General features: G+C 51.9%; 28 protein-coding genes. 22 read left to right on the top strand and 6 right to left on the bottom strand.

Annotated elements, in window-relative coordinates:
* Positions 1-94: 94 nt before the first annotated feature.
* Positions 95-2,191, top strand: a complete 2,097-nt coding sequence (locus BRW83_RS11335; RefSeq protein WP_005879245.1) for an FAD-dependent oxidoreductase — start codon at positions 95-97, stop codon at positions 2,189-2,191.
* Between the two features lie 21 nt (positions 2,192-2,212).
* Here the strand turns inward: BRW83_RS11335 and mobB are convergent, their stop codons facing one another.
* The gene (gene mobB, locus BRW83_RS11340; RefSeq protein ID WP_005879243.1) at positions 2,213-2,725 is read right to left on the bottom strand and encodes a molybdopterin-guanine dinucleotide biosynthesis protein B; all 513 of its coding nucleotides are present in this window, start codon (positions 2,723-2,725) and stop codon (positions 2,213-2,215) included.
* 27 nt (positions 2,726-2,752) lie between these two features.
* Complete coding sequence (locus BRW83_RS11345) at positions 2,753-4,480, bottom strand: ABC transporter substrate-binding protein (protein ID WP_005879242.1); 1,728 nt, start codon at positions 4,478-4,480, stop codon at positions 2,753-2,755.
* 199 nt (positions 4,481-4,679) lie between these two features.
* Between BRW83_RS11345 and BRW83_RS11350 the strand changes: the two genes are divergently transcribed.
* The 7 genes from BRW83_RS11350 (at position 4,680) to BRW83_RS11380 (ending at position 12,861) form a co-directional block, all read left to right on the top strand.
* A complete protein-coding gene (locus tag BRW83_RS11350; RefSeq protein WP_005879240.1) occupies positions 4,680-5,636 on the top strand; it encodes a bifunctional riboflavin kinase/FAD synthetase in 957 nt (318 codons plus the stop codon).
* Between the two features lie 67 nt (positions 5,637-5,703).
* Positions 5,704-8,610, top strand: a complete 2,907-nt coding sequence (gene ileS / locus BRW83_RS11355; protein WP_005879238.1) for an isoleucine--tRNA ligase — start codon at positions 5,704-5,706, stop codon at positions 8,608-8,610.
* Positions 8,611-8,669: 59 nt separating this feature from the next.
* Positions 8,670-9,173 (top strand): signal peptidase II, encoded by a 504-nt coding sequence (gene lspA, locus BRW83_RS11360; protein WP_005879236.1) that lies wholly within the window; start codon positions 8,670-8,672, stop codon positions 9,171-9,173.
* 39 nt (positions 9,174-9,212) lie between these two features.
* Positions 9,213-10,403, top strand: coding sequence for a bifunctional phosphopantothenoylcysteine decarboxylase/phosphopantothenate--cysteine ligase CoaBC (gene coaBC / locus BRW83_RS11365; RefSeq protein ID WP_005879235.1), 1,191 nt, complete (start codon positions 9,213-9,215; stop codon positions 10,401-10,403).
* A gap of 10 nt (positions 10,404-10,413) precedes the next feature.
* The gene (gene dut, locus BRW83_RS11370; RefSeq protein ID WP_005879233.1) at positions 10,414-10,863 is read left to right on the top strand and encodes a dUTP diphosphatase; all 450 of its coding nucleotides are present in this window, start codon (positions 10,414-10,416) and stop codon (positions 10,861-10,863) included.
* Entirely contained in the window at positions 10,863-11,963 is a 1,101-nt protein-coding gene (locus tag BRW83_RS11375; protein WP_231284442.1) for a M48 family metallopeptidase, read from the top strand. The genes dut and BRW83_RS11375 overlap by 1 nt, the downstream gene beginning before the upstream one ends.
* A 109-nt stretch (positions 11,964-12,072) precedes the next feature.
* A complete protein-coding gene (locus tag BRW83_RS11380) occupies positions 12,073-12,861 on the top strand; it encodes a ZIP family metal transporter (protein WP_005879229.1) in 789 nt (262 codons plus the stop codon).
* Between the two features lie 24 nt (positions 12,862-12,885).
* On the opposite strand, the gene BRW83_RS11385 is transcribed toward BRW83_RS11380, so the two are convergent.
* Positions 12,886-13,512 carry a LysE family translocator gene (locus tag BRW83_RS11385; RefSeq protein WP_005879227.1) on the bottom strand — a complete coding sequence of 209 codons (627 nt, stop codon included), beginning with the start codon at positions 13,510-13,512 and terminating at the stop codon, positions 12,886-12,888.
* A gap of 269 nt (positions 13,513-13,781) precedes the next feature.
* On the opposite strand from BRW83_RS11385, the gene rplM reads away from it, so the two are divergent.
* The 12 genes from rplM (at position 13,782) to iscX (ending at position 21,909) form a co-directional block, all read left to right on the top strand.
* On the top strand, positions 13,782-14,210 hold the full coding sequence (gene rplM / locus BRW83_RS11390; RefSeq protein ID WP_005879225.1) for a 50S ribosomal protein L13: 429 nt from the start codon (positions 13,782-13,784) through the stop codon (positions 14,208-14,210).
* A 9-nt stretch (positions 14,211-14,219) separates the two neighbouring features.
* Complete coding sequence (rpsI, locus tag BRW83_RS11395) at positions 14,220-14,612, top strand: 30S ribosomal protein S9 (RefSeq protein WP_005879223.1); 393 nt, start codon at positions 14,220-14,222, stop codon at positions 14,610-14,612.
* Between the two features lie 158 nt (positions 14,613-14,770).
* Complete coding sequence (argC, locus tag BRW83_RS11400; protein WP_005879221.1) at positions 14,771-15,820, top strand: N-acetyl-gamma-glutamyl-phosphate reductase; 1,050 nt, start codon at positions 14,771-14,773, stop codon at positions 15,818-15,820.
* A 68-nt stretch (positions 15,821-15,888) separates the two neighbouring features.
* A complete protein-coding gene (gene erpA / locus BRW83_RS11405) occupies positions 15,889-16,239 on the top strand; it encodes an iron-sulfur cluster insertion protein ErpA (protein WP_005879219.1) in 351 nt (116 codons plus the stop codon).
* Positions 16,240-16,411: 172 nt separating this feature from the next.
* Complete coding sequence (locus tag BRW83_RS11410; RefSeq protein ID WP_005879217.1) at positions 16,412-16,879, top strand: Rrf2 family transcriptional regulator; 468 nt, start codon at positions 16,412-16,414, stop codon at positions 16,877-16,879.
* Positions 16,880-16,891: 12 nt separating this feature from the next.
* Positions 16,892-18,157, top strand: a complete 1,266-nt coding sequence (locus BRW83_RS11415) for an IscS subfamily cysteine desulfurase (RefSeq protein WP_005879215.1) — start codon at positions 16,892-16,894, stop codon at positions 18,155-18,157.
* A 23-nt stretch (positions 18,158-18,180) separates the two neighbouring features.
* Positions 18,181-18,576, top strand: a complete 396-nt coding sequence (gene iscU / locus BRW83_RS11420; RefSeq protein ID WP_005879213.1) for a Fe-S cluster assembly scaffold IscU — start codon at positions 18,181-18,183, stop codon at positions 18,574-18,576.
* A gap of 22 nt (positions 18,577-18,598) precedes the next feature.
* Positions 18,599-18,922 carry an iron-sulfur cluster assembly protein IscA gene (iscA, locus tag BRW83_RS11425; protein WP_005879212.1) on the top strand — a complete coding sequence of 108 codons (324 nt, stop codon included), beginning with the start codon at positions 18,599-18,601 and terminating at the stop codon, positions 18,920-18,922.
* A gap of 18 nt (positions 18,923-18,940) precedes the next feature.
* On the top strand, positions 18,941-19,462 hold the full coding sequence (hscB, locus tag BRW83_RS11430; protein ID WP_005879210.1) for a Fe-S protein assembly co-chaperone HscB: 522 nt from the start codon (positions 18,941-18,943) through the stop codon (positions 19,460-19,462).
* A 4-nt stretch (positions 19,463-19,466) separates the two neighbouring features.
* Positions 19,467-21,332, top strand: coding sequence for a Fe-S protein assembly chaperone HscA (gene hscA / locus BRW83_RS11435; protein ID WP_005879208.1), 1,866 nt, complete (start codon positions 19,467-19,469; stop codon positions 21,330-21,332).
* 23 nt (positions 21,333-21,355) lie between these two features.
* Positions 21,356-21,691 carry an ISC system 2Fe-2S type ferredoxin gene (gene fdx / locus BRW83_RS11440; RefSeq protein WP_005879206.1) on the top strand — a complete coding sequence of 112 codons (336 nt, stop codon included), beginning with the start codon at positions 21,356-21,358 and terminating at the stop codon, positions 21,689-21,691.
* Positions 21,692-21,711: 20 nt separating this feature from the next.
* Positions 21,712-21,909 carry a Fe-S cluster assembly protein IscX gene (gene iscX / locus BRW83_RS11445; protein WP_005879204.1) on the top strand — a complete coding sequence of 66 codons (198 nt, stop codon included), beginning with the start codon at positions 21,712-21,714 and terminating at the stop codon, positions 21,907-21,909.
* A gap of 25 nt (positions 21,910-21,934) precedes the next feature.
* On the opposite strand, the gene smpB is transcribed toward iscX, so the two are convergent.
* Positions 21,935-22,384 (bottom strand): SsrA-binding protein SmpB, encoded by a 450-nt coding sequence (smpB, locus tag BRW83_RS11450; protein WP_005879203.1) that lies wholly within the window; start codon positions 22,382-22,384, stop codon positions 21,935-21,937.
* Positions 22,385-22,442: 58 nt separating this feature from the next.
* Between smpB and BRW83_RS11455 the strand changes: the two genes are divergently transcribed.
* Complete coding sequence (locus tag BRW83_RS11455) at positions 22,443-22,877, top strand: type II toxin-antitoxin system RatA family toxin (RefSeq protein WP_005879201.1); 435 nt, start codon at positions 22,443-22,445, stop codon at positions 22,875-22,877.
* Positions 22,870-23,172, top strand: a complete 303-nt coding sequence (locus BRW83_RS11460) for an RnfH family protein (protein ID WP_005879199.1) — start codon at positions 22,870-22,872, stop codon at positions 23,170-23,172. The genes BRW83_RS11455 and BRW83_RS11460 overlap by 8 nt, the downstream gene beginning before the upstream one ends.
* Positions 23,173-23,227: 55 nt before the next feature.
* Here BRW83_RS11460 and BRW83_RS11465 read toward each other — a convergent pair whose 3' ends face one another.
* Complete coding sequence (locus tag BRW83_RS11465) at positions 23,228-23,830, bottom strand: DUF3106 domain-containing protein (RefSeq protein WP_005879197.1); 603 nt, start codon at positions 23,828-23,830, stop codon at positions 23,228-23,230.
* Positions 23,831-23,833: 3 nt separating this feature from the next.
* A complete protein-coding gene (locus BRW83_RS11470) occupies positions 23,834-24,232 on the bottom strand; it encodes a DUF3619 family protein (RefSeq protein WP_315897815.1) in 399 nt (132 codons plus the stop codon).
* Between the last annotated feature and the right edge of the window lie 2 nt (positions 24,233-24,234).

Genomic DNA, 24,234 nt, shown 5'->3' on the forward strand with positions numbered 1-24,234 from the left:
TATACCCTATCCAAAGTGTCTGGGCAAAAAAGGCAATTCCACAACAATTGCACGGACACCTGAAACAGTTATATATCTGGCAGATTCATAAACCATGACTACGGAAAAAGAAACGAAAAAGACCTGTCCCGTCACAGATATCCTTGAAAATCTGCGGGCCCAACTCCACACAGAAGGCCAGTTGCCAGCGAAAGCGCGACCTGCCGTCGCGCGTGTTGCGCGTATCGTCACCGAAGTGACCCTTGGCCGTGGCAACATCAGAAATTTTGAAGAACTGGCCAAAGCGGCAAAAGAACTGGAACAAATCGTGCCTTCACTGGGCGCGGCCGTTCTCGCTTCCCTGAAAAAAGACCGTGAAGAATGGACCGCTCATGTCGAACAGAATACCTGTGAAGCCGGCATCTGTTTCGTTCCCCGTTCGGCTCCCTGTCAGGTAGCCTGCCCGGCCCATATCGATATTCCGAGCATGATGGCCCGCGTCGGACATGGTGACTACGCACAGTCCCTTTCGGTTCTGGCTGCCGACACCCCATTGCCGGATTCATGCGGCCTTGTCTGCCCGGCCCCATGTGAAGACGTATGCGTGCAGAAAGCCGTCAGCGGTGCCGCCGTTTTCATCCGTCCGATGAAACACGTTGCCGCCCGCTGCGCAGACGTCAAACCCAATCTGGAAAAAGGGGCACCGACCGGCAAGAAAATCGCCATCGTCGGCTGTGGGCCTGCCGGTCTGACCGCTGCCTACTATCTCGCACAAAAAGGACATGACGTCGAAATCTTCGACGAACGTGCACAGCCGGGCGGCGTCATGCGCTACGGCATCCCGAACTATCGCCTGCCTGAAGCCAAGCTGAATGCTGAAATCGACGTTGTCAAAAATCTCGGTGTCAAAATCAATCTTGGCCATACCGTCAGGGATGCAAAAGAATTCCAGAAAAAAGGATATGACGCGACCCTGCTGGCAACTGGCCTGCAAAACTCCAAACCTCTTGGTGTTGAAGGCGACAAACAGGATTTCGTCATCGGCGGCATGGATTTCCTGTCAGCCGTACGTAACGGGAAAAACCCGCAAGTCGGCCCTCACGTTATCGTCATCGGCGGCGGCAACGCAGCGATCGACGTTGCCATGACAGCCTTTCGTCAGGGTGCGACCAAAGTCCAGATGTGGTATCGCCGCAATCGCGCGCAGATGCCCGCCAACCCGCATGAAGTCGAACTGGCGCTCGCCGAAGGCGTTGAACTGGTCGAATTCTGGGCACCGACCCGTGTCTTGCCAGACAACCGGATCGAATTCGAACGCTCCCGTTACGCACCTGACGCCAAAACCGTTGCGCCCGTTACCGTTCGCGCCGACCATATCATGGCCGGTATCGGACAGGATGCCGATCTGAGCTGGCTGGAAGGGTCGAACATCAAGACGGAATGGGGCAATATCGTTGTCGATCAGACCAGCCTGCTGACTGATGAACCGGGTATTTTCGCCGCTGGCGACATCGCCCACGGCGCCAGCACCGTCGTTGCCGCAATCGGCTCCGGCAAGCGTGCGGCCGAATCCATCAATTCATACCTGATGGGTGTTCCGGCCGATTATGAATCCCTGAAACCCCAACGCCGTGACGAAGTTCCTTTCCTGGAATCGACACCGGCGCAGCGCGTCTCCCCGGAACGTGCCCATATCGAGGAAATCGATCCGCAAGTCCGCAAATTCTCCCACGAATTCATGCAATTCGACTGGGATGAAAAAGTGGCTGCCGTTGAAGCGGAACGTTGCCTGCGCTGCGACATCTGTATCGGTTGCGGCCTGTGTGAACTGGCCTGTATCGAAGTCGGCGCGGAAGCCCTGAAAATGATCGAAACCAAAAACGGCCGTATGGTTTTCAACGATTTCACGACGCCGGCCGAAAAATGTATCGGCTGCGGTGCCTGTACATCAGTCTGCCCGACCGGAGCGATTATCGTGGAAGACCGCGACGGCTATCGTGTCACGGAAATCACGGGAACCGTCGTTCGCAAACAGGCGCTTGAAGTATGCTCCTGCTGCGGCGAAACTTTCTCCGCCTCCGTCAATCAGGAAATGGAAACCCGCATGGAACTGGGCAAAATGACCCGGGGGGGCATCCTGTGCCCGACCTGTGCCCGCGCCAAATCAGCGGAATCCATGCAGCAAATGCAATGGATGACGAGCGTTTTCTGAAATACCTGAAGCAGTAGACAATCAACAGGTGGTTTGACGGTTCAAGATCCAGTCAACCACCTGTTTTTCATTGTTAAGGTCAAGCCATTCCACCGGCCGGGGCAATTTTTCCGGCCGGCCTTCATCCGAAGCGACCACTTCAATACGATCATTCTCCGGATACATCGGCTCTTTTCCCAGAGAAGGTCTGAAAATCTCGATTCGTGGAATCGCCGCATCCTTAAAGCCTTCCACCAGCGTCAGGTCAGCCGGTTTCATCCGTGAAATCAATTCGTCCAGCGTCGGCTCTTCTTCCTCTTTCAATTCGTGCGCCAGCATGAAACGGTAAGGCGATGCCAATATGACTTCCGCAGCCCCGGCTTTCCTGATCCGTGCGCTGTCTTTTCGGGGCGGTTCGAGCTCGACGTCATGATGGCTGCTCTTGACGACGTTCACCGTAAATCCCATCCCGACAAACAGCGGCAGTATCTTTTCCAGCAACGTCGTTTTGCCGCTTCCGGACGATCCGGACAATCCAATGACGGGATATCTCATTTCATTTCCTTAAAAGTCCTGTTCCATTTATTTGTTCACATCCAGATACTGCCAGTCCGACAATAAAATCGGATGTTTCTTGAATCCCATCACCCAGGGACGCACCAGCCAGTTGCGTGTTCTCGAAACATGAACCGACCATGCCGTATCCGCCTCCATCTGCCGGTTCATCTGCACATATAAACGGTCACGCGCTTTTCCCGGCGGCAATTTGACGGCCTGCCGGTAAAGCTTGTCGAATGCCTTCGACTGGTAACAGCCATGATTGCCCTGTCCGGCATTGGGACCATAGAGCAACTGCATGAAATTTTCGCCTTCCGGATAATCGGCATGCCATGCTCCACCCCACATCATCAGACGACAGCCGGTTGCATCCTTCACATTGTCGGCAAAATTACCGACCTCGAATTCGGCCCGGATACCGATCCGGTCGAGCCCGCGCTTCCAGATTTCGGATATGACCCTGGAACTCGCGTTGGCTTCCGTCCGGATTTTCAGAACCAGAGGCGAACCGTCAGGCATCGTCCGATAGCCGTCAGCCCCTTTTTTATAACCGAAATAATCCAGCAAACGCGCAGCGAGTTCCGGTTCATAAGCGATACTGCTCCGATAAGAAGGGTCATGCCCTACGACGCCGGGCGGTACGATCATCTGGGCTTTCGTTGCCTGTCCGTTGCGCAAAAGACTGATTTCAGCCTGCGTGTTGTACGACATGGCAATCGCCCTGCGCAAGGCAATCTTTTCCTTGCTGTATCCGCCTGTAACAGGGTCTTTCATATTGAAAATGGTATAGGTGACTTCCGGTTCCGTCGTACGATAGAGCCGGATGCCCTGCTCTGCCAGATCAGGCTTCAAGCTGCTTCCATCCAGTGCAACGGGAGCAGCCAGTTGGGGCAACTTGTCGAAATCGATTCTACCTTCCTGAAAAGACAACCAGCGGGACTGTTCTTCCTCAATAATGGAAATCTCGACCCGTCCGACCTGAGGCATTTTTTTGCCCTTCATCTCACGGACCAGTTGCTCGTCCCATGCGCTTCCAGTCGATTTGAAATCCCAGATGAAGCCGCGATAATTTGGATTGGCGACCAGCACGACCTTGCTGCGCGGGACGTATTCTTCCAGCATGTAAGGACCGGTTCCGACCGGATGTGAACCGATCTTGTTTCCATAGGCATCGACCGCTTCTTTCGATACTGCTGCCAGCGCTCCATAAGCCAGCACATACAGGAAATTGGAATCCGGCGCATTCAATCTGATACGAAGGGTATAACGGTCCATCGCCTGCAGTCCGGCAACGGGCGCATCGTAATCGAACTTTCCTGTCTTTTTGGCTTTCCGGACCTGTGCGTCCAGTCCGACGATTTTCCCCCGGATGAAATTGGCCGAAGGCGAGCGGTTTTCCGGATCGGCAAGCCGTTTGATGGAATAAACATAATCCTCAGCCGTCAATTCCCTTTTTTTATTGCCGAAAACAGGATCGGGGGCAAAATAAATGTTCTTTTTCAGTTTGAAGGTATAGGTTTTGCCGTCTTTATTGATGACAGGCATCGCTTCAGCCGTATTCGGCACCAGTTTTGCAGGACGCGCCAGATAATCGTAATTCAGCAGAGTCTCGAAAATCGCATCGGCGACCCATCCTGAATAATAGTTTTGTGTCTTGACCATATCAAAACCATCATCGGCCGCCTCGAAGACGCTTCGAATGACCTTGTCCGGACTCGCCGCAAACGAATAAGCGGCCACTGACAGGCTCATCAAAGCCAATCCGAGACAACACAAAAATTGTCCGATACGAGTTTTCATCAGAAACTTTTTATCCATTATTTCTATCAACGCCGATTATTTCACACGAGAGATCTTGCGGGATGATTTCGGCAAAACCGATTAATTTTTCTGCTTGCATATATTAGGCATTATAATTTCAGGTTTAGGTTATCGTTTCCATTCATCTTCAATGAAGGTCTTTCGCGGTTTTTCATACGATGTCCCACGTGGCCCCTGTGCCCTCACCATCGGAAATTTCGACGGTGTCCACCGGGGACATATGGTGCTGCTCGCCCAATTGCGCGAGGCGGCCGATCGCCTTCACTTGCCGGCAGCTGTCCTGACATTCAGCCCGCATCCAAGACAGTATTTCGCGTTCCAGTCTGACAAATCAGTAACCGCTCCGGCTACCATCACTCCCTTGCGTGAAAAAATACAGGCGCTCTCGCAGTGTGGTGTCGATCAGGTCACGATTGCCCATTTCGACCATCTTACCGCCAGTCTGACAGCGGAACAATTCATTGAACAGATACTGGTCAGGGCGCTTGGCGTCAAATGGCTGATCATCGGGGAAAAATTCCGTTTCGGCAAAGGGCGTCTCGGAACGACCGACATGCTGAAAGATGCAGGCAAAAAATACGGTTTTCATGTTGAGGTTCTTCCTGCCGTGAACGATGAAAACGGACGGATATCATCTTCCTGCATCCGGAAAGCGCTTGAGGAAAGCGATTTCCCCAAAGTCGCCGAACTGCTGGAAAAACCCTACATGATGTCCGGCCACGTCGTTCACGGCGACAAGATCGGCCGCGATCTGGGCTTTCCGACGGCCAACCTGCCGATCCGGCATTACAACCCGATCCTGTCGGGCGTTTTCATCACGCAGGTACACGGGCTCTCTGACGAACCGCTCCCATCCGTTTCCATGATCGGGACACGGCCGACGATCGAAAGCGACCGGCATATCATGCTGGAAACCCATATTCTGGATTTTGACCGTATTTGTTACGGAAAGCTGATTGCTATCGAATTTTTGAAAAAATTGCGCGATAATCAAAAGTTTCCCGATTTGAATGCGTTAAAGACGGCCATCGGCAAAGACGTCGAAACCGCCCGAACGTTTTTCAAAGAACGCAAATGTAAAAATTAACTGAAACGCAGACAGAAACTGTAAAATCTTCCGTCTGTTCCGTTGTAAACCATATTGTGTGATAAAAATGTCTAACAAACCTTCTGACAAGTCCGGCAAAGAGGACAAAAACAAACAGGGTAAAGAATATCCGGTCAACATGCCGGACACGCCATTCCCGATGCGCGGCAACCTTGCAAAAAGGGAACCCGACTGGGTCAAACAGTGGCAGGACAAGAAGATTTATCAACGGATCAGAAAAGCGGCAGCCGGTCGTCCCCAGTTCATTCTGCATGACGGCCCTCCATATGCCAACGGCAATATTCATATCGGCCATGCCGTTAACAAGATTCTGAAAGACATCGTCGTCAAATCACGCGGTCTTGCCGGTTTCGACGCCCCTTACGTTCCGGGCTGGGATTGCCACGGCATGCCGATCGAAATCCAGATCGAAAAACTGTACGGCAAAAACCTGTCCGCCACCGAAGTGCAGGAAAAAGCCCGCGCCTATGCCAAAGAACAGGTCGAAAACCAGAAAAAGGATTTCATCCGTCTGGGCGTTCTCGGCGAATGGGGCAATCCTTACCTGACGATGAATCATGGCAATGAAGCCAATGAAATCCGTGCGCTGGCCCGTCTTCTCGAAAAAGGATACGTTTATCGTGGCCTGAAACCGGTCAACTGGTGTTTCGATTGCCGCTCGGCCCTTGCCGAAGCCGAAGTTGAATATCAGGACAGGCGCGATCCGGAAATCGACGTCGGTTTCCCGTTCGCAGAACAGGATAAAATCGCCACCGCATTCGGCCTGGACAAGCTGCCTTCCGACAAGGGATATGCCGTCATCTGGACGACGACCCCCTGGACCATTCCTGCCAACCAGGCCTTGAACGTTCACCCTGAATTCGATTACGCACTGGTCGAAACAGAAAAAGGCTTGCTGATCGTCGCTGAAGAACGGGCAAAACTGCCTTCTTCCGAAGAAGGTCGTACACTCCTGCAAAAACGCTACGGACTGAATAACTGGAAAATTCTGGCAACGGCCAAAGGCGCCGCTTTAGAAGGCATCCGCTTCAAACATCCACTGTATGAAATGCACGAGGGTTTCCGGCGTTTCTCCCCGATTTACGCGGAAGAATACGTTACGATGGATACCGGTACCGGTATCGTCCACTCGGCTCCAGCTTACGGTGTCGACGACTTTTTGTCGTGCAAGCGTCATGGCATGAAAGACGACGAAATCCTGAATCCGGTCATGGCGAACGGCCATTATGCATCGACCTTGCCACTGTTCGGCGGCATGATGATCTGGGACGCTTCCAAACTGATCTGCAATACCATGCAGGAAGCGGGCACCCTCTTCAACCTCGACATGATGACTCACAGTTACATGCACTGCTGGCGTCACAAGACGCCGATCGTTTACCGTGCCACCTCCCAGTGGTTCGCAGGTATGGACGTCAAACCGAACGATACGGACATGACCCTGCGCGAAACGGCATTGAAAGGAGTCGAGGAAACGACTTTCTATCCCGACTGGGGCAAAGCCAGATTGCAGGGCATGATCGCCAACCGTCCGGACTGGACCCTGTCGCGCCAGCGCCAGTGGGGCGTTCCGATGGCTTTCTTCGTGCACAAGGAAACGGGTGAACTCCATCCGAGAATGCTCGAGCTGCTGGAAGAAATCGCCAAACGTGTCGAAAAAGAAGGCATCGAAGCCTGGCAGACACTCGATCCCAAAGAACTTCTGGGCGATGAAGCCGACCAGTACGAAAAGAACAAGGATACGCTGGACGTCTGGTTCGATTCCGGCGCGACGCACCTGACCGTGCTGCGCGGCTCGCATGCAAAGGAATTGCGTTTCCCTGCCGATCTGTACCTCGAAGGTTCCGACCAGCACAGAGGCTGGTTCCATTCCTCGCTTTTGACCTCGTCCATGCTCGATGGATGCCCTCCGTACAAGATGCTCCTGACGCATGGTTTCGTCGTCGACGGGGAAGGCAAAAAAATGTCGAAGTCGATGGGCAACGTCATCGCCCCGCAAAAAGTTTCGGACACACTGGGCGCCGACATTTTGCGCCTGTGGGTCGCCGCGACCGATTACTCCGGCGAACTGTCGATTTCCGATGAAATCTTAAAACGTGTCACGGAAGCCTACCGCCGCATCCGCAATACCCTGCGTTTCCTGTTGTCGAACACCGCCGACTTCGATCCGGCCAAAGACGCTGTCGCCATCGACGAATTACTTGAAATCGACCGTTACGCCCTGGCTTCCATGAAATCGTTGCAAGACGAAGTCATGGCGCATTACGAAAAATTCGAGTTCCATCCGATCGTCGCCAAACTGCAAACCTACTGTTCGGAAGAGCTGGGCAGCCTGTATCTGGATATCCTGAAAGACCGTCTTTACACCTCCGGCGAAGTATCGAAGGCACGCCGCTCGGCACAGACGGCACTCTGGCATATCACTCATGCCCTGTTGCGCCTGATGGCTCCGATCCTGTCTTTCACGATGGAAGAAGCCTGGGCTGTTTTCGCCAGCAAGGAAGAATTCGAAAAGAGCGACGAAACCCTTTTCACCTTAACTGCATATTCACTGCCTGAAATCAAGGACGAAAAAGCGCTTCTCGACAAATATGGCAAGCTGAAAGCGATTCGTGCCGACGTGATGAAAGAACTGGAAGAAGTCCGCATTTCCGGAAAAATCGGCTCATCCCTTCAGGCGGAAATCGAAATCCGCGCAAGCGGTGACAAATACAGCCTGTTGAAGAGCCTGGATGACGATCTGAAATTTTTGATGATCACGTCGAAAGCCGACGTCGTTGAAGTGGCGGATGAAAAAGATGAATCCATCAGCGTCAAACCGTCGGCGTTTGAAAAATGCGACCGCTGCTGGCACTATCGTGGCGATGTCGGCGCGGATTCGAAACATCCTCACCTTTGTGCCCGTTGCGCCGCCAACCTGTTTGGCGAGGGTGAAGATCGCGAATTCGTCTGATTTTTAAAATGCTTTGCCTCCGGTTGCAATGGCATCCGGAGGCATTTATGACTGTATATATGGCAACAAGAAAACCCGTTTTCAAATCGAGCAATACCAGTATTGTCCCCTGGCTGGGCCTTGCCATCATCCTTGTCCTGCTGGATCAATTCACCAAGATATGGATTACCCATGTTCTGAGTTATGGACAGGCCATCCGGGTTACACCCTTTTTCAACCTGACCCTCGTCTATAACGAAGGGGCTGCCTTCAGTTTTCTGGCGACACAGGCAGGCTGGCAACGTTATTTCTTTACAGCAATCAGTATTGTCGCTATTGTTTTCATTGTCTACCTGCTGAAAAAACACTCGCAGGAAAGGCTGTTCTGTCTGGCGCTCGCGCTTATACTCAGTGGCGCTGTCGGTAACCTGATAGACCGTTCCCTTTACGGCCATGTTATCGATTTTCTGGACGTTTATGCCAATGGCTGGCACTGGCCGACGTTCAATATCGCCGACAGTGCCATTTGTATCGGTGCCGTTCTGTTCATTATCGATGAACTGAAACGTGTCAGCAAAAAATAGACATTACATTCATCTGAAAGTCAGGAATCCGGAGATATTATGGACTTGTCAGGCAAAAAAATATTACTCGGGTTAACCGGCGGGATCGCCTGTTACAAATCGGCTGAATTTGCCCGCGCCATGATAAAGGAAGGCGCAACCGTTCAGGTCGTCATGACCGATGGGGCGAAAGAATTCATTACGCCACTCACCATGCAGGCATTGACCGGTCATACCGTTTATTCAAACCAGTGGGATGACCAGCCTGACAACAAGATGCCGCATATCGATTTGACCCGTCAGGCAGATGCCGTCGTTATTGCACCCTGTACCGCCAATTTCATGAGCAAGCTGGCCAATGGCCTTGGCGACGACCTCTTGTCGACCCTGTGCCTCGCACGTCCCGCACATATTCCATTCATCGTCGCACCGGCCATGAATGCAGAAATGTGGAAAAAACCGGCGACACAGAGAAACCTCAACCAGATAAAAGAAGATGGTGCTCTTGTTATGGGCCCCGCGTCCGGATTTCAGGCCTGCGGTGAAATCGGCGACGGCCGTATGCTTGAACCGGCCCAGATGCTCGAGGAAGTGATCGCCGCATTGCAACCTAAAGTCTTGAAAAACAGGCGAATCCTGATTACAGCCGGCCCGACGTTTGAACCGATCGATCCGGTTCGTGGCATCACAAACCGATCGTCCGGCAAAATGGGATACGCCATCGCGCGTGCTGCCCGTGAAGCGGGAGCATCCGTTACCCTGATTTCCGGACCGACTGCTCTGGATACACCTTACCATGTCAATCGTGTCGATGTCATGACCGCGATTGAAATGCGCGACGCCGTCATGTCGCATATCAGCCATCAGGACATTTTCATTTCTGTCGCCGCTGTCGCCGATTGGCGCGTTGCCAATGCCAGCGACCAGAAAATCAAGAAAAACAAAAACGGGGATACCCCCACACTGGAATTTACCGAAAATCCGGATATTCTGGCTTCCATTGCAGCATTGCCTGATCCTCCATATTGCGTCGGCTTTGCCGCCGAATCGGAAAAACTGAGGCAACATGCGGAAGAAAAACGCAGGAAAAAGGGTATTCCGCTTCTGGTCGGCAACATCGGTCACGAAACCTTCGGCAAGGACGACAATACACTCATTCTGTTCGATGACACCGGAACGCTGGAATTGCCGCACGGCAGCAAACAGCTTCTTGCACGCCAGTTGATCGAACAGATCGCCAAACGACTTTAAAGAAGTAAACATGAAAACGATAGATATCAAAATACTGGACGCCAGAATGGGGGAGTATTTACCCTCATATGCCACCAGTGGAAGTGCCGGACTGGATTTACGGGCCTGCATCGACGAACCGATGGAAATCATGCCGGGTGAAACGAAACTGATCCCGACCGGGCTTGCCATTCATATCGCCGATCCGGGCTACGCTGCGCTGATCCTTCCACGCAGCGGACTTGGCCACAAACACGGCATTGTGCTTGGCAATCTGGTAGGACTCATCGACTCCGATTATCAGGGACAACTGATGGTGTCTACCTGGAATCGGGGAACGGATGCATTTACCCTGAATCCGATGGAACGGCTCGCCCAGCTGGTGATCGTTCCCGTTCTTCAGGTCGGCTTCAATGTCGTCGAAGAATTTGAAGAAAGCGACCGTGGCGCTGGCGGATTCGGCAGTACTGGAAAAAAATAATGAATGAGGGTTCAAATAGCATGTTGAAACGCTTGAAATCGCTAAAGAAATTCATCGGGGAACAAAGACTTCTGCCGAAAATTGCCTGTGTTTGCTGCGTTGCCGTTCTCTCTGCCTGTGCGACGGACTCCAGCTGGTACGGCGAGGAAGCTGAACCGACTATCGAAACAACCGGCGCCAAGAAACTCGAACAAATCGTTGCCATGCAGGACCGGCTCGACAAGGTCGGCGGAAAACTGCTCATCAGCAATGCCGACCTGTGCCGCAAACAATTGCGCAACCTCCTCGGCTTTTCTGTCGCCAACAAATATTCCTATTCTCCGGCTTTGGCCAGCATGGCAACGGAAACCTACGGTCTGGGTGAACGCCTGCAGGTCATGAACGTCATTGAAGGCAGTGGTGCAGCGGCAGCCGGTCTGCGTCATGGCGACCAGTTGCTGAAAATCGACAACCGTAATGTCCCGACAGGCGTCAATGCCGAACGGGACACGGTGGAAATGCTCTCTTCCATCGTTTCAAAAAACAAGCCTGTCCGCTTGACCGTACTGAGAAACAAGGCCAGACACAATGTCGTCGTGCCGCTGACCCCATCCTGCGGTTTCCGTATTGAACTGGGTCATGCCAGCAACGTCAATGCCTATTCCGACGGCAGCCGCATCCTGATTACCCAGGGCATGATGCTGTTTACGAAATCCGACCAGGAACTGGCTTATGTGATTGCCAAGGAAATGGCCCATAACGTTCTGGATCACGCCAAATCGATGAATAATACCCGTGCGGCATCGGCCCTGATCGACAACCTGATTCACACCAACGCGAACCAGAAGCCTTCGATCAACGCTTCCACTTTGAAGCCGATGTCCAAGAAATTCGACATCGATGCCGATACCCTGAGTCTGGCCATGGCACTGCGCGCGAATTATGAAATCGACGATGCACCCCGTTTCTGGAAACGGCTGGCTTACCGCTTCCCTGGAACCAACATAAGGAATTACACGGCACAGCATCCTTCGACTTCAGCCAGAATGGACGCGATGCCACAGTCTGTTACCCGTATCAAAGAGATCGACAGACGGCGCAAGGCACTCGCTGTCAAATAGGAATATCGGCAAGCTCCGATAAAGTATCGGATTCGGGAGCTGTTGTACCTCCGACAGCTCCCGGATCTTTTGAATTCTCCGGTTAAAAGCCATAAGAAAGGAGTTGAATATGGACTCCGCACTCATTTGCGCACTCCTTGCCATATTCGCGATCGGTGCGACCAGCATCACGCTGGCTGCCCTGTTATCGTTTTCGATATTGGCGAAAATGATCGAACTGATGATCAGCCTGTCAGTCGGCATGATGTTGTCCACAGCCCTGTTGCATGCCTTGCCTGAAGCGTTCGAAATGCATGTCGAACCCGACAGGCTGTTCATTACCCTTCTGATCGGATTGCTGGCTTTCTTTCTACTGGAAAAATTCGCCATTCTCCGTCATTCGCACCACCACGAAGGTGACGGTCACCATCATGAAGAAGGCTTCGACAAACATGAAGCAGGCCATTCCGGCTGGATGATTCTGGTCGGACACGGCTTTCATTGCATCACGGACGGCATCCTGATCGCCGCCGCTTTTTTGACGAATTTTTACCTTGGCCTGATCACGGCGCTGGCGATTCTGGCTCATGAAATTCCCCAGCAGGTCGGCGACTTCATCGTCCTTTTGAATGCCGGTTTCACACGCAAGCGTGCCCTGCTTTACAGCATGAGCAATACGGTCACCTCCATGACGGGAGCGTTTATCGGCTACTTTACACTGGAACGCGCACAAAACCTGATTCCGTATGTTTTGACACTGGCATCGGCGGGTTTTATTTACATCGCTTTAAGCGATCTGATGCCCCAGATGCAGCGACGCAGCACGATTCGCCAGACGATCCCGCAGATCATTCTGGTTGCCATCGGTATCGGCATTATTTTCCTGATCACGCACAGCCTGCATTCCCATGCACACTGATTGCAGTGACAGCCGGAAAACTGACTAGCGTTCCGTCAATAACAACTTGATTGCCAGACCGATAAACACCGTGCCTGCAAGACGGTTGATCCATCGCTGAATTCTTTGTGAACGGCTGAGCCACTCGCCCAGTGAACCGGCGGCCAATGCAATGGCACCAAAAACCAGAATGGCGGAAAGGATGAAAACAGCCCCGAGGATCAGCATCTGGATCGTAATGGAACCCCGTGCCGGATTGGCAAACTGCGGAAGAAACGCCAGAAAGAAAATGCTCACCTTGGGATTGGTGATATTCATGAAAATGCCGCGCCGGTAAAGCTGGCCGCCTTGCATGACAGATCCGCTTTTTCCTTCAATCGCCGTCGCACCACTCCGGAACGCCCCCCAGGCCAGATAAATCAGATAAAGTGCGCCCGCCACTTTCAGCATAGTGAATGCAATTTCCGACGTTTTGAAAATGACGGCCACGCCAAGTGCAACGGCTGTCGTATGAAACAAGAGTCCCGTGCACAGTCCAAGCACGACCAGAATGCCGGCTTTTCTCCCTTGCAGTGCCGACTGTGTCAGAACGAAAATATTGTCGGGGCCAGGTGCGATGGCAAGAATCAGGCATGCAATAAAATAAGTGCCCAGAACGTCCAGAGGAATCATGTCGAATTTGAAAACGGGTTACCGGAACGGAAAGAATACCCCATCGGCGCGCCCATTAAAATCGTTTTGGGCCTTCACCACCCCCTTGCTTATTGGAAATGACGCTGAAATGCGTCGTTTTTTTCCATACTTGATTGACGACAAGTTATTGAAACGTCTATAATTTCGTTCTTTCCAATCGCTCAGGAAAATAACAGAAGGCTGTGTCTACCTTTTAATTCAGGCGGAACCACCCATTAGAGCGAATCAACATCACAGGAAGTTTTATTATGAAAACCTTTTCCGCAAAGGACAGTGAAGTCCAGCGTGACTGGTATGTGATTGACGCAACCGATAAGGTACTCGGCCGTGTCGCCAGCGAAGTGGCACACCGTTTGCGTGGCAAGCACAAACCGGAATTTACACCTCATGTCGATACCGGCGATTTCATCATCGTTATCAACGCCAGCAAGCTGCGCGTTACCGGAAACAAGATGACCGATAAAAAATATTATCGTCACAGCGGTTTCCCGGGCGGCATCTACGAAACGTCTTTTGAAAAAATGCAACAGCGTTTCCCTGGCCGTGCGCTTGAAAAAGCTGTCAAGGGCATGCTTCCAAAGGGACCTTTGGGCTATGCCATGATCAAAAAGCTGAAAGTGTATGCGGATGAAACTCATCCACACAGCGCCCAACAGCCAAAGCCACTTGAAATCTAAGGAGCAGACATGATCGGTAACTACAATTACGGAACCGGCCGTCGCAAAAGCGCAGTGGCTCGTGTTTTCATCAAAGCAGGCTCCGGCAAAATCACCGTTAACGGCAAACCGGCTAACGAATATTTTTCCCGCGAAACCGGCCTGATGGTCATTCGCCAGCCTCTGGAACTGACCGAAAACCTCGAACGTTTCGACATTCTCGTCAACGTCAAGGGTGGCGGTGAATCCGGTCAGGCAGGTGCAGTCCGTCACGGTATCAGTCGCGCTCTGGTTGACTACGACGCAGCCCTGAAATCAGCACTGTCCAAGGCAGGTTTCATTACCCGCGACGCACGTGAAGTAGAACGTAAAAAAGTTGGCCTGCGCAAAGCCCGCCGCGCCAAACAGTTCTCCAAACGTTAATACCCTACTTTACGGTATCGGTTCTAACCGCATATTCGTATTTTCAAAGTCGTCTGGCTTCGGTCAGGCGACTTTTTTTCTGATTTTTTCCTGCGGGCAAACCGGGACTAATCCCGTTACAATACTGTTCGTGTTTTCTTTTCTAGAGTGAGGTCGGAATGATCAAAGTCGGCATTGTCGGTGGCTCGGGATATACCGGAGTCGAATTGCTGCGCATACTGTCAGCCCATCCGGAAGTCCGGTTAACCACCATTACCGCCAGAGGCGATAACGGCACAAAAGTAGCCGACATGTTTCCGTCCTTGCGCGGCATCGTCGATCTGGCTTTTGTCGCTCCGGAAGAATCGAACCTGAAAGATTGCGACGTCGTTTTCTTCGCCACCCCTCATGGCGTTGCCATGTCGCACGCAAAAGAACTGCTGGACGCTGGCGTTAAAATTATCGATCTTGCCGCAGACTTCAGACTGAAAGACACGGCCGAATTCGAAAAATGGTACGGCATGCCCCATGCCTGCCCGGACATTCTTTCAGAAGCGGTTTACGGCCTCGTTGAAGTCAATCGTGAAGCGATCAAAAAAGCGCGTGTCGTCGGGCTGGCTGGTTGCTACCCTACCTCCGTGCAGCTTGGCTTCGCGCCATTGCTGACACAGGGAAAAGCGCTGGTCAACGAATCCGCCCTTATCGCCGATTGCAAATCCGGCGTTTCCGGTGCAGGACGAAGGGCCGCTGTCGGCACTCTTTTCCCTGAATCATCGGACAATTTCCACGCTTATGGCGTCAAGGGACATCGCCATTTGCCTGAAATCGTTCAGGGCCTGAAAGCCCTGACAGGCAACACACGGGATATCGGTTTGACCTTCGTGCCGCATCTGACCCCGATGATCCGTGGCATTCATTCGACGCTTTACGCCACCCTGACACCGGAAGCCAGAGACATCGATTTTCAGGCCCTGTATGAAAACCATTATCGCAACGACCCGTTTGTCGACGTGATGCCTGCCGGTTCGCATCCGGAAACGCGTTCCGTTCGCGCGTCAAATTACCTGCGTATTGCGGTGCATCGTCCCGGAAACAGCGACACGCTGGTCATTCTGGTCGTGGAAGACAATCTGGTCAAAGGCGCCGCTGGCCAGGGCGTCCAGAGCATGAACCTGATGTTCGGCCTCGATGAAACGACTGGCCTGAAACAGGTTCCCGTCTTGCCATGAGGCGTGACAAACAGGATTTTCCGATCGTGTTTATAATAAACACCATCTTTTAAATACCGGAGTAAAAAATGAGTGACAATCAAGACGTGCCAGCACCGATCAACTTTACGGACAGCGCCGCCAAAAAAGTGGCCGAACTGATCGCCGAAGAAGGCAATCCAAATCTGAAACTACGCGTTTTCGTACAGGGCGGAGGATGCTCCGGATTCCAGTACGGTTTCACTTTCGATGAAAAAGTGAACGAAGACGACACCTCCATGATGAAAGACGGCGTCGAGCTGCTTATCGACCCGATGAGCTATCAATATCTGGTCGGAGCCGAAATCGATTACAAGGAAGACATCAACGGCGCCCAGTTCGTTATCAAGAACCCGAACGTCACCTCCACCTGTGGTTGTGGTTCTTCATTCGCACCTTAAGTACCGGTTTCCCTGAAAAGGACGCTTGAATGCGTCCTTTTTTTGTCGCCTTTAACAGACAGAACAACGACATGGGACGGCTTTATCAACTTCAGCAACATTTTCCCACCTTTGATATACTTGACTAAAATATTCAACTAATCGAGAATACGCATCTTTAATCGGGTATACCATGCGACTGACAACCAAAGGACGATTTGCCGTTACTGCCATGATCGATCTGACCCGCCATCAGGAAACAGGCCCTGTTTCCCTTGCCGGCATCAGCGAACGACAGGATATTTCCGTCGCATACCTTGAGCAGCTTTTTTCAAAACTACGCCGAAAAAATCTGGTCAAATCCATACGCGGACCGGGAGGTGGTTATATTCTGGCAAACGATGCTGCCGATATTACGGTAGCCGATATCGTTTTTGCGGTCGATGAACCGCTGGACGTCACCCGTTGCGGTGGAAACGGCAATTGCGCCAGGGGAAGCATCAAATGCATTTCCCACAATTTATGGGCCAGCCTGAACGAAAAAATTATTGACTATCTGGAGTCGGTACCTTTATCTGAGCTTTCACAAACGATGCCATCGACAGCGAAGAAGAAAAACGGCACGGACAGTACGTTACTTTTTGCAAAACCGGCAGAATAAAAGGAAAAGAGCATGACCAATCCATCCACACCAAGCCAATGCAGCATTTTGAAGGAAATCTCGCGGGAATCCTCTCATCCTGTATACATGGATTATTCAGCCACGACGCCGGTCGATCCCCGCGTGGCTGAAAAGATGATTCCCTATTTGTGCGAAAAATTCGGCAATCCTGCCTCCAACAGCCATATGTATGGCTGGGAAGCGGAGGCAGCCGTTGAAGAAGCACGCTCTCAGGTTGCCGCCCTGATCAATGCCGACCCGCGTGAAATCGTCTGGACGTCTGGCGCGACCGAAGCGAATAATCTTGCACTGAAAGGCGCCGCCCAGTTTTACAAGACAAAGGGCAAGCACATCATCACTGTCAAGACGGAACATAAATCCGTTCTGGATACGTTCCGCGAACTGGAACGCGAAGGTTTCGAAGCCACTTATCTCGACCCGCAGGAAAACGGCCTGATCACGCTGGAAGCGCTTGAAGAGGCCATCCGTCCGGACACCATTCTGGTTTCCGTCATGATGGTCAACAATGAAATCGGTGTCATCCAGCCGATTGATGAAATTGCCGAACTGTGCCGTAGCAAGGGGATCATTTTCCATTGCGACGCCGCACAGGCTGTCGGGAAAATGGAAATCGACCTGCAAAAAACGAAAATCGACCTGATGACGATGACAGCGCATAAAATCTGCGGGCCAAAAGGTATCGGCGCCCTGTTTGTCCGGCGTCGTCCCCGCGTCCGTCTGGAAGCCCAGATGCACGGTGGCGGCCATGAACGTGGTATGCGTTCAGGTACGTTACCGACACACCAGATCGTCGGTATGGGAGAAGCTTATCGCATTGCCAGGGAAGAAATGAAGGAAGAAATCGCCCGCGTGAAAGGGCTGATAAAACGTCTGGCTGATGGTTTGAGCCAGATCGAGGCCGTCGTATTCAACGGCGATATGGAACATCGTATCCCCTACAACCTCAACGTCAGTTTCAACTACGTCGAAGGCGAATCGATGATGATGGCAATGAAAGGCCTGGCTGTTTCTTCCGGCTCTGCCTGTACTTCCGCCAGCCTTGAACCGTCATACGTTTTGCGTGCGCTGGGCCGTAGCGACGAGTTGGCTCACAGCTCGATCCGTTTCTCGATCGGGCGCTTCACGACTGAAGAAGAAGTGGATTACGCCATTGACCTCGTCAAGACGCAGGTCGCCAAACTGCGCGATCTGTCACCCTTGTGGGATATGTACAAGGACGGCATCGATATCAATACCATTCAATGGGCCGCTCACTAAGCCGATGTGTAAAGGAATAAAAAATGACTTACTCCAATAAAGTACTGGATCATTACGAAAACCCGCGTAATGTCGGCAGTTTCGACAAGGACGACGACTCGGTCGGCACCGGCATGGTCGGCGCACCTGCCTGCGGTGACGTCATGAAACTGCAGATCAAGGTCAATGCGGACGGCATGATCGAAGACGCACGCTTCAAGACTTACGGCTGCGGTTCGGCGATCGCGTCCAGCTCTCTGGTCACTGAATGGGTCAAGGGCAAATCGCTTGACGAAGCCCTGCAAATCAAGAATTCGGAGATTGCGGAAGAACTGGCCCTGCCACCCGTGAAGATCCACTGTTCCATTCTGGCCGAAGACGCGATCAAGGCGGCTATCGACGATTACCAGAAACGGCAGGAAAACAAGAACAAGGCATAATGGAATTCAATCAGGAGATTACATGGCTATCACTTTGACTGAAAAAGCGGCCAACCATATCAGCCGTTTTCTGCAGCGTCGCGGCAAAGGCATCGGTTTGCGTTTCGGCGTCCAGACAACCGGCTGTTCCGGCATGTCCTACAAGCTGGAATACGTCGATGAACCAGATGCCGGGGATGTCATATTTGAATCCCACGGCGTGAAGGTTTTCGTCGATCCGAAAAGCCTGCCCTATCTGGACGGCACCGAACTGGATTTTGCCCGCGAAGGTCTGAACGAAGGATTCAAATTCTACAATCCGAACGTCACCGATTCATGCGGATGTGGAAACAGTTTCAAGGTCTGACATTCGACTGGGTCGTTTATGCAAAATCATTTCGAGCTTTTCAAGCTGCCGGTACAATTTTCCATTGACCGGCAGGGACTGGATAAAGCCTACAAGGAAATACAAAATCTGGTTCATCCAGATCGTTTCGTCACGGCAACCGAAGCGGAAAAACGCACTGCCATCCAATGGGCTGCCATGGCAAACGACGCTTATCATATCCTGCGCAATCCGCTCAAAAGAGCGGCTTATCTGTGTGAACTGAACGGGTATAACCTGAATGGCGAAACACACGTGACGATGGACCCGGAATTTTTGATGCAGCAGATAGAATGGCGGGAATCGCTGGAAAACGCACGCGAAGACAAGGACATTGCCCGACTTGAAAAACTGGACGAAGAACAACGAAACCTGCGCAAAGAACAAATGGACATCGTTGAAAAGCATCTGGACGACAAACAGTTCGACAAAGCGGTGCAAGATATCCGGAAAATGATGTTTCTTGAAAAATTCAACGAAGAAATCAGTCTGGCATTCGACGAACTTGATTCAACAAATTAAATAAATGGCACTTCTCCAAATCGCAGAACCGGGTATGTCCACCGCCCCCCATCAATTCCGGCTGGCAATCGGAATCGATCTCGGCACGACTCATTCGCTTGTGGCAACCGTCCGAAACAGCATCCCGGAAGTGCTGGACGATGAACAGGGGCGCCCTTTGCTGCCATCGGTCGTCCGTTATTTCCCTGACGGTCATGCACAGATCGGTTATGCCGCCAGGGAAGCCCAGAATACCGATCCGAAAAATACGATCGTATCGGTCAAGCGCATGATGGGCCGGGGTCTGGCCGACATTTCCAACCGTGAAAGCATGCCCTACCAGTTTCTCGACAATCCGGGCATGGTCAAAATCGAAACGGTTGCAGGCCCGAAAAGCCCGGTTGAAGTTTCCGCTGAAATTCTCGCTACATTGAGACAGCGTGTGGAAGATGCTTTCGATGAAAATCTGGCCGGAGCTGTCATTACCGTACCTGCCTATTTCGACGATGCCCAGCGTCAGGCCACTAAAGACGCCGCCAGACTGGCAGGCATCCATGTCCTGCGACTGTTGAGCGAACCGACAGCCGCCGCTATCGCTTATGGGCTGGACAATGGAGCGGAAGGCGTTTTTGCCGCCTACGATCTGGGTGGCGGAACCTTCGACATCTCCATTCTCAGGCTGCATAAAGGTGTTTTCGAGGTATTGGCAACCGGAGGCGATTCCGAACTGGGTGGCGACGATTTCGACCATCGTATTTTCTGCTGGATTATCGAGCAGGCCAAACTGAGACCCCTTTCAGCAGAAGATACACGCCTGTTGATGACCAAGGCGCGTGAAGCCAAGGAACGCCTCTCCGTCAGGGCACGTGTCACAATCAATACCCTGCTGTCGTCTGGCGAAAAAATCAATCTGGAACTGACCGCCAAAACCTTCGAACAGATGACGCATCATCTTGTCTGCAAAACCATGCAGCAAGTGAAAAAGACACTGCGCGACGCCAAACTGAAAATAGACGATATCAGCGGCATTATCCTGATCGGCGGTGCGACACGGATGCCTCATGTCCGGAGACAAATCCAGAAACTCTTCGGAAAAAAGCCGCACGCCACAATCGATCCCGAAAAGGTCGTCGCATTGGGAGCTGCCGTTCAGGCCAATATGCTGGCCGGGAACCGCGCCCCCGGTGATGACTGGCTGTTGCTCGACGTCATTCCGCTATCGCTCGGCATCGAAACGATGGGTGGACTCGTGGAAAAGATCATTCCGCGCAATTCCACCATTCCATGCACTTACGCGCAGGAATTCACGACATTCAAGGACGGCCAGACAGCGCTTGCGGTTCATGTCCTGCAAGGCGAACGCGAGCTGGTCACAGACTGCCGGTCACTCGCCCGCTTCGAGCTGCGTGGCATTCCACCGATGGCAGCCGGTGTTCCCCGCATCCGGATAACCTTCCAGGTCGACGCCGATGGATTGCTTTCCGTTTCGGCACGTGAAACGCATTCAGGCGTCGAAGCGTCGATTGTCGTCAAACCGTCTTACGGCCTGACCGATACAGAGATTGCGAGAATGCTGGAAGAATCCGGCAAAAGCGCCGAAACGGATATGCAACAACGTGCCTTGCGTGAAGAAATCGTCGAAGCGGAACGGACCATTCAGGCGACACAAGTGGCACTCGACTCTGACGGCGATCTGTTGAATGACACTGAACGCACCGCAATCGAAGCCCTGATGGAAGTCACTAAAAAGCTCCTGAACGACGATTCCACCTCAGCGATTCACGCTGCCATCGAAGCCCTGTCCAAAGGTACGGAAACATTCGCGGCAAGGCGGATGAACCGGAGCATCCAGAAGGCCTTGTCCGGAAAGACCGTCAGGGACATCATTTAACATACCGATTACGGAAAACGAAAATGCCAAAAATTACCGTTTTGCCACATGCCGTACTCTGCCCTGATGGTGCCGATATCGACGCTCCTGAAGGCACGTCGATCTGCGATGCCTTACTGGACAATCACATCGAAATCGAACATGCCTGCGGAAAATGCGGTGCTTGCAGCACCTGTCATGTCATCGTCAAAAAAGGTTACGACTCGCTGTCGGAAATGAGTGAAAAAGAGGAAGACATGCTCGACCGGGCATGGGGTCTGACGGCGGAATCCCGATTGTCATGTCAGGCAAAAGTCGGTGACGAAGACCTGACCGTTGAAATTCCGAAATACACGATCAACCTTGTCAGCGAACGCTGATTTAACAAGCGGATATTATTATGAAATGGTCCGACACCCAAAGAATCGCCGAAGAACTGGTTGACCAATATCCTGATGTCGACCCCTTAAGCGTCCGTTTTACCGACTTGCACGACTGGATATGTAAACTGGACGGCTTTGACGACGATCCCAACCGTTCAAACGAAAAAGTCCTTGAAGCCATCCTGATGGCGTGGATCAGGGAAGCCGAAGACTAGACGCAAAAAAGAAAGAATACCGGGATCAGCGGATATTCTGTTTCATGATCTTTTGCTGTTCCCGCTGCCAGTCCCGTTCTTTTTCAGTTTCGCGTTTGTCGTATTGCTTCTTGCCCTTGGCAAGACCGATCTCACATTTGATCCGCCCTTTTGAAAAATGCATATTCAGCGGAACGAGCGTATAACCGGCACGTTCGACCTTGCCGATCAGTTTGCTGATTTCGTCAGCATGCATCAACAGTTTTCTGTCGCGGACGGGATCGGGCTTGATATGGGTCGAAGCCGTCGGTAGCGGGCTGATGTGCGCGCCGAAGAGAAAAATTTCCACGCCCTTGACGATGACATAAGCCTCTTTTAGCTGTACCCTTCCGGCACGAATGGATTTGACTTCCCATCCTTCCAAAGCCATTCCCGCTTCGAAGCGCTCTTCGATAAAATAATCGTGAAAAGCTTTTTTATTATCGGCAATAGTCATAGTGAAAAAAACTTCCTTGTATAAAATAGAGATTCTATCAAAACCATTTCATTCATAGATGACGATCGTACACAAATCCGTACTGCAGAACTATAGTGCAAAACAAATGTTCGCGCTGGTGGAAAACATCGAAGCGTACCCAACGTTTCTTCCCTGGTGCGACAGTGTCGACGTACAGCGAGACGCAAGCCGCCAGACGGCGATTGCGACCCTCTCCCTGAATTTTTGCGGCATCCGGCAAAGCTTTACCACTCACAATATCAATGTCGCGCCGGAATCCATCAAAATGAAACTGGTCAACGGTCCCTTTCGGAAACTGAACGGCCAGTGGACATTTACGGCTCTGGATGAAAAAACCTGCCGCGTCGAGCTGCACATGAACTATGAATTTTCCCATTTTTTCATGGAAAAACTGATCGGCCCGGTTTTCGACATTGTCACCAACAGCCTTGTCGATGCATTTTGCGAACGCGCGAGAAAAGTCTATGGCTGAAACCTCGACTGATTCAAAAATGATTCCCGTTCAGGTTTGCCATGTCCAGCCGGACAGGCAGATCATTCTGGATATCCGGGTTCCTGAAAAAACAACGCTAATCGAGGCTATCGAAAAAAGTGGCATATTGGACCTTCTGTCACGTCAGATCAGGGAAAACGAAGTCGGCATTTTTGGAAAAAAACGGCCTTTCGATACCGAACTGAACGCGCACGACCGCATCGAAATTTATCGCCCTCTTTCAACGACTCCACAAGAATCAAGACGACTCAGGACAAGCTTGCAAGACCGCTAGTTTTTTTACAGAAAGCACATGCCCGCACGTACGCTGGCAAAAGAAAAGGATATCGTCAGCGCCAGTACTCCGGCACTTCTTCCTGCGCAGGCTGATTGTTCAACGTTTTTTCCGGCTGTTTGATCGGCTCAACCACCTTGTTCGAAGACGGTTCACCCGTCAGGTTGGCGAGTCTTCTCTTCGATTTGGCCCTGGCTGCCAGTGCCCGTTTCTTTTCTTCCGGCAGTTTCTGATACTCTTGCCATTGCTCAGTCTTGAGCTGCGGGTTGAGTTTCTTGAATCCGATGAAATTCTGGCGAGCCTGACGACGCTGTTCCGGCGTCAGATTCAGCCAGTCCTGAATATGGGTCTTGAAACGTTCCTTGTCTTCAGGAGACATATTCTCGGCTTTTTTTGCGACTTCCAGCCATTTTTTCTTTTGTGCGGCACTCATGCCGTTCCATTCTTTTAGCAACGGAGCCAGTGCATCCTGTTGCGATGGCGTCAGGGTATTCCAGGAATTTTCAGCGGCAGCCTGACTATCCTCCATCCCTATAAACGCTTTCAGATTATCCGCAGGCAAAATGGCGTAAACAAGCCCGAAGGCGATGACGATCGTCACAACGACCGCCATTACCCATTTCGGAACCGACTTTTTTTCGGGATAGTCAGACCGCATCAATCAGACTCCGGTCCGGTCGACAATATATGCCCTGAATCCATTATCGGCATATGCGGACGGAGGCAATTCATCCGAGAGCACGGCAATATCGATATCTGCGATTTCCCGGATCTGCCGCTGCTGTTCATGATGGAAAATACCGGCCATACCGACGACCAGCACCAGAATGGGCAGGGAGAGCCCCAGACGGCCTGTCCATGAAACATGTCCCGACGTACCGGCAGAAGCGCCTGCAAACATCTGTTGAAACAGGCTGACATAAAGAGGCCTGCTTTTCTTTTTACGTTTGACCGCCATCGAGCGCGCATCAGCCAGTCGTGCGGAAATATTTTCCGGCAAATCCTCCAGTCGCTCATTCAAGGCATGTCGCACCTTGTAAGCAAAATCTTGTTCATTCATAT

It is taken from the genome of Oxalobacter formigenes, assembly GCF_002127965.1.
In the GTDB taxonomy this organism is placed as follows: Bacteria; Pseudomonadota; Gammaproteobacteria; order Burkholderiales; family Burkholderiaceae_D; genus Oxalobacter; species Oxalobacter formigenes.

What these genes read in the sequence shown, in the direction of transcription:
- BRW83_RS11335 (WP_005879245.1), top strand. Translation starts at nt 95, where the DNA reads ATGACTACGGAAAAAGAAACGAAAAAGACCTGTCCCGTCACAGATATC.
- mobB (WP_005879243.1), bottom strand. Translation starts at nt 2,725, where the DNA reads ATGAGATATCCCGTCATTGGATTGTCCGGATCGTCCGGAAGCGGCAAA.
- BRW83_RS11345 (WP_005879242.1), bottom strand. Translation starts at nt 4,480, where the DNA reads ATGAGCCTGTCAGTGGCCGCTTATTCGTTTGCGGCGAGTCCGGACAAG.
- BRW83_RS11350 (WP_005879240.1), top strand. Translation starts at nt 4,680, where the DNA reads ATGAAGGTCTTTCGCGGTTTTTCATACGATGTCCCACGTGGCCCCTGT.
- ileS (WP_005879238.1), top strand. Translation starts at nt 5,704, where the DNA reads ATGTCTAACAAACCTTCTGACAAGTCCGGCAAAGAGGACAAAAACAAA.
- lspA (WP_005879236.1), top strand. Translation starts at nt 8,670, where the DNA reads ATGGCAACAAGAAAACCCGTTTTCAAATCGAGCAATACCAGTATTGTC.
- coaBC (WP_005879235.1), top strand. Translation starts at nt 9,213, where the DNA reads ATGGACTTGTCAGGCAAAAAAATATTACTCGGGTTAACCGGCGGGATC.
- dut (WP_005879233.1), top strand. Translation starts at nt 10,414, where the DNA reads ATGAAAACGATAGATATCAAAATACTGGACGCCAGAATGGGGGAGTAT.
- BRW83_RS11375 (WP_231284442.1), top strand. Translation starts at nt 10,863, where the DNA reads ATGAATGAGGGTTCAAATAGCATGTTGAAACGCTTGAAATCGCTAAAG.
- BRW83_RS11380 (WP_005879229.1), top strand. Translation starts at nt 12,073, where the DNA reads ATGGACTCCGCACTCATTTGCGCACTCCTTGCCATATTCGCGATCGGT.
- BRW83_RS11385 (WP_005879227.1), bottom strand. Translation starts at nt 13,512, where the DNA reads ATGATTCCTCTGGACGTTCTGGGCACTTATTTTATTGCATGCCTGATT.
- rplM (WP_005879225.1), top strand. Translation starts at nt 13,782, where the DNA reads ATGAAAACCTTTTCCGCAAAGGACAGTGAAGTCCAGCGTGACTGGTAT.
- rpsI (WP_005879223.1), top strand. Translation starts at nt 14,220, where the DNA reads ATGATCGGTAACTACAATTACGGAACCGGCCGTCGCAAAAGCGCAGTG.
- argC (WP_005879221.1), top strand. Translation starts at nt 14,771, where the DNA reads ATGATCAAAGTCGGCATTGTCGGTGGCTCGGGATATACCGGAGTCGAA.
- erpA (WP_005879219.1), top strand. Translation starts at nt 15,889, where the DNA reads ATGAGTGACAATCAAGACGTGCCAGCACCGATCAACTTTACGGACAGC.
- BRW83_RS11410 (WP_005879217.1), top strand. Translation starts at nt 16,412, where the DNA reads ATGCGACTGACAACCAAAGGACGATTTGCCGTTACTGCCATGATCGAT.
- BRW83_RS11415 (WP_005879215.1), top strand. Translation starts at nt 16,892, where the DNA reads ATGACCAATCCATCCACACCAAGCCAATGCAGCATTTTGAAGGAAATC.
- iscU (WP_005879213.1), top strand. Translation starts at nt 18,181, where the DNA reads ATGACTTACTCCAATAAAGTACTGGATCATTACGAAAACCCGCGTAAT.
- iscA (WP_005879212.1), top strand. Translation starts at nt 18,599, where the DNA reads ATGGCTATCACTTTGACTGAAAAAGCGGCCAACCATATCAGCCGTTTT.
- hscB (WP_005879210.1), top strand. Translation starts at nt 18,941, where the DNA reads ATGCAAAATCATTTCGAGCTTTTCAAGCTGCCGGTACAATTTTCCATT.
- hscA (WP_005879208.1), top strand. Translation starts at nt 19,467, where the DNA reads ATGGCACTTCTCCAAATCGCAGAACCGGGTATGTCCACCGCCCCCCAT.
- fdx (WP_005879206.1), top strand. Translation starts at nt 21,356, where the DNA reads ATGCCAAAAATTACCGTTTTGCCACATGCCGTACTCTGCCCTGATGGT.
- iscX (WP_005879204.1), top strand. Translation starts at nt 21,712, where the DNA reads ATGAAATGGTCCGACACCCAAAGAATCGCCGAAGAACTGGTTGACCAA.
- smpB (WP_005879203.1), bottom strand. Translation starts at nt 22,384, where the DNA reads ATGACTATTGCCGATAATAAAAAAGCTTTTCACGATTATTTTATCGAA.
- BRW83_RS11455 (WP_005879201.1), top strand. Translation starts at nt 22,443, where the DNA reads ATGACGATCGTACACAAATCCGTACTGCAGAACTATAGTGCAAAACAA.
- BRW83_RS11460 (WP_005879199.1), top strand. Translation starts at nt 22,870, where the DNA reads ATGGCTGAAACCTCGACTGATTCAAAAATGATTCCCGTTCAGGTTTGC.
- BRW83_RS11465 (WP_005879197.1), bottom strand. Translation starts at nt 23,830, where the DNA reads ATGCGGTCTGACTATCCCGAAAAAAAGTCGGTTCCGAAATGGGTAATG.
- BRW83_RS11470 (WP_315897815.1), bottom strand. Translation starts at nt 24,232, where the DNA reads ATGAATGAACAAGATTTTGCTTACAAGGTGCGACATGCCTTGAATGAG.